6 protein-coding genes and 1 rRNA gene are annotated in these 6,364 nt (G+C 66.4%); 4 read left to right on the top strand and 3 right to left on the bottom strand.

Annotation, left to right across the window (positions count from 1 at the left end; genetic code table 11):
- Window positions 1-979 (bottom strand): 16S ribosomal RNA (locus tag HYZ11_13340); the annotation flags it as partial.
- 515 nt (window positions 980-1,494) lie between these two features.
- On the bottom strand, window positions 1,495-2,292 hold the full coding sequence (locus HYZ11_13335) for an alpha/beta fold hydrolase (GenBank protein ID MBI3128582.1): 798 nt from the start codon (window positions 2,290-2,292) through the stop codon (window positions 1,495-1,497).
- Window positions 2,293-2,458: 166 nt separating this feature from the next.
- Between HYZ11_13335 and HYZ11_13330 the strand changes: the two genes are divergently transcribed.
- The 4 genes from HYZ11_13330 to HYZ11_13315 all read left to right on the top strand — a co-directional run bounded on the left by HYZ11_13330 (window position 2,459) and on the right by HYZ11_13315 (window position 5,164).
- Entirely contained in the window at window positions 2,459-2,647 is a 189-nt protein-coding gene (locus tag HYZ11_13330) for a CPXCG motif-containing cysteine-rich protein (GenBank protein ID MBI3128581.1), read from the top strand.
- Window positions 2,648-2,745: 98 nt separating this feature from the next.
- On the top strand, window positions 2,746-3,132 hold the full coding sequence (locus tag HYZ11_13325; protein ID MBI3128580.1) for a VOC family protein: 387 nt from the start codon (window positions 2,746-2,748) through the stop codon (window positions 3,130-3,132).
- A 55-nt stretch (window positions 3,133-3,187) separates the two neighbouring features.
- Window positions 3,188-3,937 (top strand): creatininase family protein, encoded by a 750-nt coding sequence (locus tag HYZ11_13320; protein ID MBI3128579.1) that lies wholly within the window; start codon window positions 3,188-3,190, stop codon window positions 3,935-3,937.
- 435 nt (window positions 3,938-4,372) lie between these two features.
- Entirely contained in the window at window positions 4,373-5,164 is a 792-nt protein-coding gene (locus tag HYZ11_13315; GenBank protein MBI3128578.1) for a hypothetical protein, read from the top strand.
- A gap of 164 nt (window positions 5,165-5,328) precedes the next feature.
- Here the strand turns inward: HYZ11_13315 and HYZ11_13310 are convergent, their stop codons facing one another.
- The gene (locus tag HYZ11_13310) at window positions 5,329-6,306 is read right to left on the bottom strand and encodes an ABC transporter substrate-binding protein (GenBank protein MBI3128577.1); all 978 of its coding nucleotides are present in this window, start codon (window positions 6,304-6,306) and stop codon (window positions 5,329-5,331) included.
- Window positions 6,307-6,364 lie beyond the last annotated feature (58 nt).

Raw genomic sequence — 6,364 nt, 5'->3', positions numbered from 1 at the left:
TTGCGTCGAATTAAACCACATGCTCCACCGCTTGTGCGGGCCCCCGTCAATTCCTTTGAGTTTCAACCTTGCGGCCGTACTCCCCAGGCGGGGCACTTAATGCGTTAGCTGCGGCACGGGAAGGGTCAACGCCTCCCACACCTAGTGCCCATCGTTTACGGCTAGGACTACCGGGGTATCTAATCCCGTTTGCTCCCCTAGCTTTCGCGCCTCAGCGTCAGTTATGGTCCAGAGAGCCGCCTTCGCCACAGGTGTTCTTCCTGATATCTACGCATTTCACCGCTACACCAGGAATTCCGCTCTCCCCTACCACACTCAAGAACGGCAGTATCGAATGCACTTCCCGGGTTGAGCCCGGGGCTTTCACATCCGACTCACCGTTCCGCCTACACGCCCTTTACGCCCAGTGATTCCGAGCAACGCTTGCTCCCTCCGTATTACCGCGGCTGCTGGCACGGAGTTAGCCGGAGCTTCCTCTTGAGGTACCGTCAAGCATGGCGGGTGTTGGCCGCCATACCGTTCGTCCCTCCTGACAGGAGTTTACGACCCGAAGGCCTTCATCCTCCACGCGGCGTCGCTGCGTCAGGGTTTCCCCCATTGCGCAAAATTCCCCACTGCTGCCTCCCGTAGGAGTCTGGGCCGTATCTCAGTCCCAGTGTGGCCGATCACCCTCTCAGGTCGGCTACCCATCGTAGCCTTGGTGGGCCGTTACCCCGCCAACTAGCTAATGGGCCGCGAGCCCATCTTCGGACGACAGCTTGCATGCAGAGGCCATCTTTGACCCCTGGGCCATTCGGCCCCGTGGTCTCATCCGGTATTAGCCCCCCTTTCGAGAGGTTATTCCGGTCCCGAAGGCAGGTTGCTCACGTGTTACTCACCCGTTCGCCACTCTACTTGCCCGAAGGCTTTCGCGTACGACTTGCATGTGTTAGGCACGCCGCCAGCGTTCGCTCTGAGCCAGGATCAAACTCTCCAATTGAATTTCATAAAAGGGACCGCCCGAAGGCGCCAACTGCCAGTTGCCCGGCAGCTGTCCCGTCCCTTTACGCTCAATTGGGAAATTGCGGAACCCGCTCGAGTTCCGTTCGCACCCTATTCGGTTTTCAAAGATCGGGCCTCCCTGAAACAGGAAGGCAAACGACAAATTTACGACGGCTGACAGCTTCCGTCAACCAAAAAGACGAATAAAACGAAAAAATTGGGCTGATTCCGAGGGGCTCCGTTCTCACCCGAAGCGAGAAATACTTCCCTCGCCTCCGCCGGGGCCTGACCTGCCCCGCCGCCGGAGCATTCCGAGGAAGGAACTCAACCTTCCTTGTCTCTCTCTCAGCAGGGCGAAATATAGCCCCCCGGTCATTTTTTGTCAATTCCCCGGCCGGAACTATTCTCAAAGCAAATCAGGAATAACCAAATGAAAATACATAAATTATGGTTTTGCACTGCAACCTGATTTTTAGCCGTCCGGAAACCCGGGGGACCCCCGCAATCCCTCCGCTAGCCCCTGCCGAGGAAGGCCGTCAGCACCTGGGTCATGGCTTCAGGGGTTTCCAGGCTCACCAGATGGCCCGCGCCCGGCACCGTCATCCTCTCCGCCCCCGGGACCTTGGCCGCAATCTCCTCCGCCGAGGCCCGGAAGCCCTGCAAGTCCCGCTCCCCCACCGCGATGAGCGTCCGGGCGCCGATCTTGGGCGCCAAGGCGAGGAGGGAGCCGTCCTTGGGCGGCTGGGGGTCCAGCCAGTGGGCCCCCGTGTAGGTGAGCATCATCTGCTCCACCTTGGCCAGCGCCTCGGCGTTCTCCCGCAGGGGGGCGAAGATGGGGAGCGACATCCAGTACTCCTTCGCCGCCCGCAGGCCCTCCGCCCGCAGGGTGGCCATGGTCTGGAGCCGCTGATCCGCGAACTCGGGCATGAGGCGGGCAAGGTCCGTCCCCGCCCCGAGGGCCGCCACCGAGGCCGTCCGCTCCGGGTGGGCGGCGGCGAAGGCCAGGGCGATGCCGGCCCCCCGGCTCAGCCCCACCAGGTGCACCCGCCGGGCCCGGAGCACCCCGAGGAGCCCCTCCAGGTCCTTCACCTCCTCGTCGCGCGAGTATCCCGTCTTGGGCTTCTCCGAGCGCCCGTGGCCCCTCAGGTCCACCGTCACCACCCGCATCGAGCCCCGCAGGGCCTGCTTCTGCACGTCCCACATCGAGCGGTTGAGGCCGTGGCCGTGGAGAAAGATGGCGGGGGTCTTGGACGTATTGGGGTCGGTGTCGTCGTACGAGATCTGGATTCCGTTGCACACTGCCAGCGCCAAAGGACTTGCCTCCCGCGGGGTTGGTGATCATCCGGCCCGGATGGGCGAAACCCGCCCCCCGCCCCGCTCCCCCTCCGGGAGCTCCCCGCGGCGGCGGCCGGGCCGGTCAGAAGGGGGTAGGATATACACGGAAGCCCGCGCGATGGCAAAGGAAGGAGGCTTCCCCATGCGCCTTCACCCCCTCTCCTACGCCTGCCCCTGGTGCGGGGCGCCCAACCGCGCCCTGGCCGATCCGAGCGGCGGGGGCCGCCAGGAGATGGTCGAGGACTGCCGCGTCTGCTGCCGGCCCGTCGGCCTGACCCTGCGGCGGGCCGGGGAGGAGGAGTGGGAGGTCCAGGCCCGGCGGGAGGAGTAGGGGCGTGCGGCCGTGCGCCCTGCTTCCCATCCCGGCGGATTTGACGCAGAATCGCCGGGCCGGCGTAAACCTCTCGACCCTCACCCGACAGGAACCCCATGCCCCTCCGCTACGAGCACGCCCACATCGTCCACCGCGACCACGACGCCGCGGTGAAGTTCTACCAGGAGGTCCTGGGGGCCGGGATCAAGGACTCCGTGCTGCGCTACGGGGCGCCCCAGACCAAGCTCCTCCTCGGGGGGACCATGTTCATCGTGCGCGGGGTGCGGCCCGGCGAGGCGCCCCCCTTCCCCCCCGCCGGGCTCCCCCGGATGGGGGTGGACCACCTGGGCTTCTACGTGGACAAGGGGGAGTACGACCCCATGCTCCGGGAACTGCGGGCGAAGGGCGTCCCCATCCTGGAAGAGGGCGACCTCCCCCACCTGCGCTACTGCTACTTCGGGGGCCCGGACGGGGTGGTGCTCGAGATCATGGAGATGAAGTAGGGGCGCACGGCCGTGCGCCCCTACGCACGTCGTCTGAATGATTGCGGAGATCCCGATGGACAAGGCCCGCACCCTGATGGAGATGACCAGCCCCGAGGCGGGGCGCATCCTGGCCGAGACGAAGCTCGCCATCCTCCCCCTCGGGAGCGTGGAGCAGCACGGGAGCCACCTTCCCCTCGGCACGGACTACTACGCCGCCGAGGCCTTCGCCCGCCGGGTGGCGGCGCTCACCGGGGGCCTCCTCGCCGACTTCTGCCCCTACGGCGTCACGCCCCTCCACATGGGCTTCCCGGGCACGGTGACGCTGCGCCCGGAAACCCTCATCGCCCTCGTCCTGGACGTGGTGGGGAGCCTCCACCGGCACGGGGCGCGGCGCTTCGTCTACCTCAACTGGCACGAGCGCAACGCCCCCGCCGTCGAGATCGCCGCCGAGCGCGCCCAGAACGAGTTCGAGGGCGCGGCCGTCCTCATCGTGAACGCGCACTTCGTCGCCAAGGACCTCTACGGCCAGAAGGTGGGGCTCACCCACGGCGGGGAGCTGGAGGTGCTCCCCGTCCTGGCCGACCGGCCAGGGCTCGTCCACCTGGAGAAGGCCACCGACGCCTCCCCCATGGAGCGGGGCGCCCGGAGCGACCGCTTCCGCCGCGACCCGGCCGTCTACTTCGTGCCCAAGGACGTGCGCGACATGTACCACACAGGCTGGTACGGAGTGATCGAGGACACCTCCCCCGCCCGCGTCCAGGAGGTGATGGATGGCGTCTCCCGCGCCGCGGCCGAGCGAATCCGGGCCTTTTTCGGGATGTAATTGATATCCTTCGCATCAGCAAATCGGACGTGATATAATAAAGCATGCTATCTTTGGTCGAGAGTCCCCCCCTCCCCGATTGAGGAGAGAGAGACGTTTTCCCTGATCGAGGAGTTCTCCCGTTGCCCTCCGCCAACTATCTAATCCTCCGCAAAGCCATCATGGAAAAACTCCAGATAACCTGCTCTTATCAAGGCAACTATCGGGTGTTGTGCCCTCACGTCCTGGGCACGAGGGGCGGGGTGGAGCGGGTTCTGTGTTATCTCGTCGGCGGGGGCCGGGCATCCGGCCTGCCTTCCCTGGGAGCGTGGCACTGCATGGTGGTCTCCTCGATGAACAATATCGCCACCCGGATGGGCTCATGGCATACTGGCTACCCTAGACCAAGATGCGTCGACCAAGTGGACGTTGAGATGTAACGTCAAGGAGGCGGGCATGGGTCTCCGGATCAACCAGAACCTCCAGTCCCTCCAGGCCCTCCGGAGCCTCCGCGAGGCACAGCAGGGGCTTGCCCGGGACGCCGAGAAGCTCTCCACCGCCTCACGGATCAACCGCGGGGCGGACGACCCCGCAGGCCTCATCACGAGCGAGAACCTCCGCGCCCAGGTGGCGGGCGTCGGGGAGGAGATCCAGGGCCGCCAGAACCAGATCAACCAGATCCGCGTCGAGGACGTGCGCTTCGACGAGGTGCTCACCCAGCTCCGCAACGTCCGCAACCAGGCCCTCAGCTCCCTCAACACGGGCGGCGGGGACGCCACCACCCGGGCCGCGAACCAGGCCTCGGCCCAGTCCTCCCTCCAGGGCGTGCGGCAGGCGCTTCAGGGCAGCCGGGCCGGGGAGTTGGGCCTGGACACGTCGGAGCTGGACAGCGCCCTGCAGGACCTCCAGGGGGTCGACCTCACCACGCCCCAGGGGGCCGCCCAGGCCCTCGAGCAGGCGGACCGGGCCATCGAGCAGGCGGGGACATTCCGGGGCCGGCTCGGGGCTCGGCAGTCGAGCGAGCTGGAGCCCGAGGTGCGGAACCTCGAGGCGCGGGCGGAAGCCCTCCGCGAGAGCGAGAGCGCCATCCGGGACGCCGACTTCGCCGAGACCGTCGTCTCCTTCACCCGCGGCCAGACGCGCCAGGCCGCCGGCCTGGCCGCGCTGCGCCAGTCCAACATCAGCGCCCAGCAGCGGGCGAACCTCGTCACCGGCGGCCGCGGGGGGAACGTCAACACCCTCGCGTAGATTCTTTTCCAATCCAAAAGAAAAGCAGATTCCCCGCGGAGTTTACCCTGAGCGCAAGCGCAGGGCTCGGAATGACACCCGGACCCTCGCTCAATGGCCCAAGATGTCATTCCGGGGGCGGAAGCCCGGGGAATCCGCTTTTGTCTTTCCCGCTTCCGTCGCCGCTAGTTCTTCCTTCCCGCCGCCTTCTCGAAGATCGAGCCGTCCACGGCCTGGCCCTGGTCGAACCGGGGCACGGTCTTGATCCAGCCGAGCTTCTTCTGCTTCTCGGCCATGTCCACCATGTAGGCCTTGACCGCCGGAGTGATGGCGGGCTCGGAGCGCAGCCGCCTGACCACGGCGAGAACGACGGGGTAGTCCCCCTTGTCCCCCGTCTCGGCGAGGGCCTCGGTGTAGGCGCGGGCGTATTTCTCCGGATATTTCTTCTTGAGCTCGTGCGCCCGCAGCCAGCCGCGGAAGTACTTCTCGTAGGAGGCCGGGTCGCTCTTGAGCCGCATCGGGTTCCCGGCGTGCATCATGCGAATGTTGTCGTAGGGGCAGAAGTCCCCGAGGAAGCGCACGAGGCCCTTGCTGCGCGCGATCTCGGCCTGGGGGTCGTCCAGGATGGCCGCCTGGGCGTTGCCCGCGAGCATGGCGGCGACGCGGTCGGTCGTCGCGATGTTGAGCCACTTGAGGTCGCCCTCCGTCATCCCGTTCTTGGGCAGGATGTAGGACTTGAAGGCGAAGTCCGTCCCCTCGCCCGTGCGGACGGCGAAGGTGAGGCCCTTCAGGTCCTTCACGCTCCGTGCCTTGGAGTCCTTGGGGACGACGATCCACTCGGTGCCGCAGATGTTGGCCGTCACCGCGATGGCGGTCAGCTTGGCGCCCTTTCCCACCGAGGTCACGAAGGCGGCCACGCCCACCGTCCCCACGTCGAGGCTGTCGGTGAGGAGGGCCTGGGCGATGAGCTTGCCCTGCTTGAAGTACTGCATCGTGTAGTCGAGGCCCGCCTCCTTGAAGTAGCCCATCTTGTGGGCCACCACCTCCCAGGAGCCGTGGACGGAGCGGTGGGCGCCGATGCGGAAGGGGGCCGCCTCCGCCCCGTGGGCGGCGGCGAGGAGCGCGGCGCAGGCGATCAGGATGGGTCGCAGGAACCGGTTCATGGATTCTCCTTTGCACAAGAAAGCGGCAATGCCCCTGCGGGTCCGGCGCGCGGCCGGC

The sequence above is a fragment of the Candidatus Tectomicrobia bacterium genome (assembly GCA_016192135.1).
Classification (GTDB): domain Bacteria; phylum UBA8248; class UBA8248; order UBA8248; family UBA8248; genus 2-12-FULL-69-37.
The sequence above is the reverse complement of the archived record's forward strand: the minus strand, read 5'-3'. Positions and strand labels throughout refer to the sequence as shown.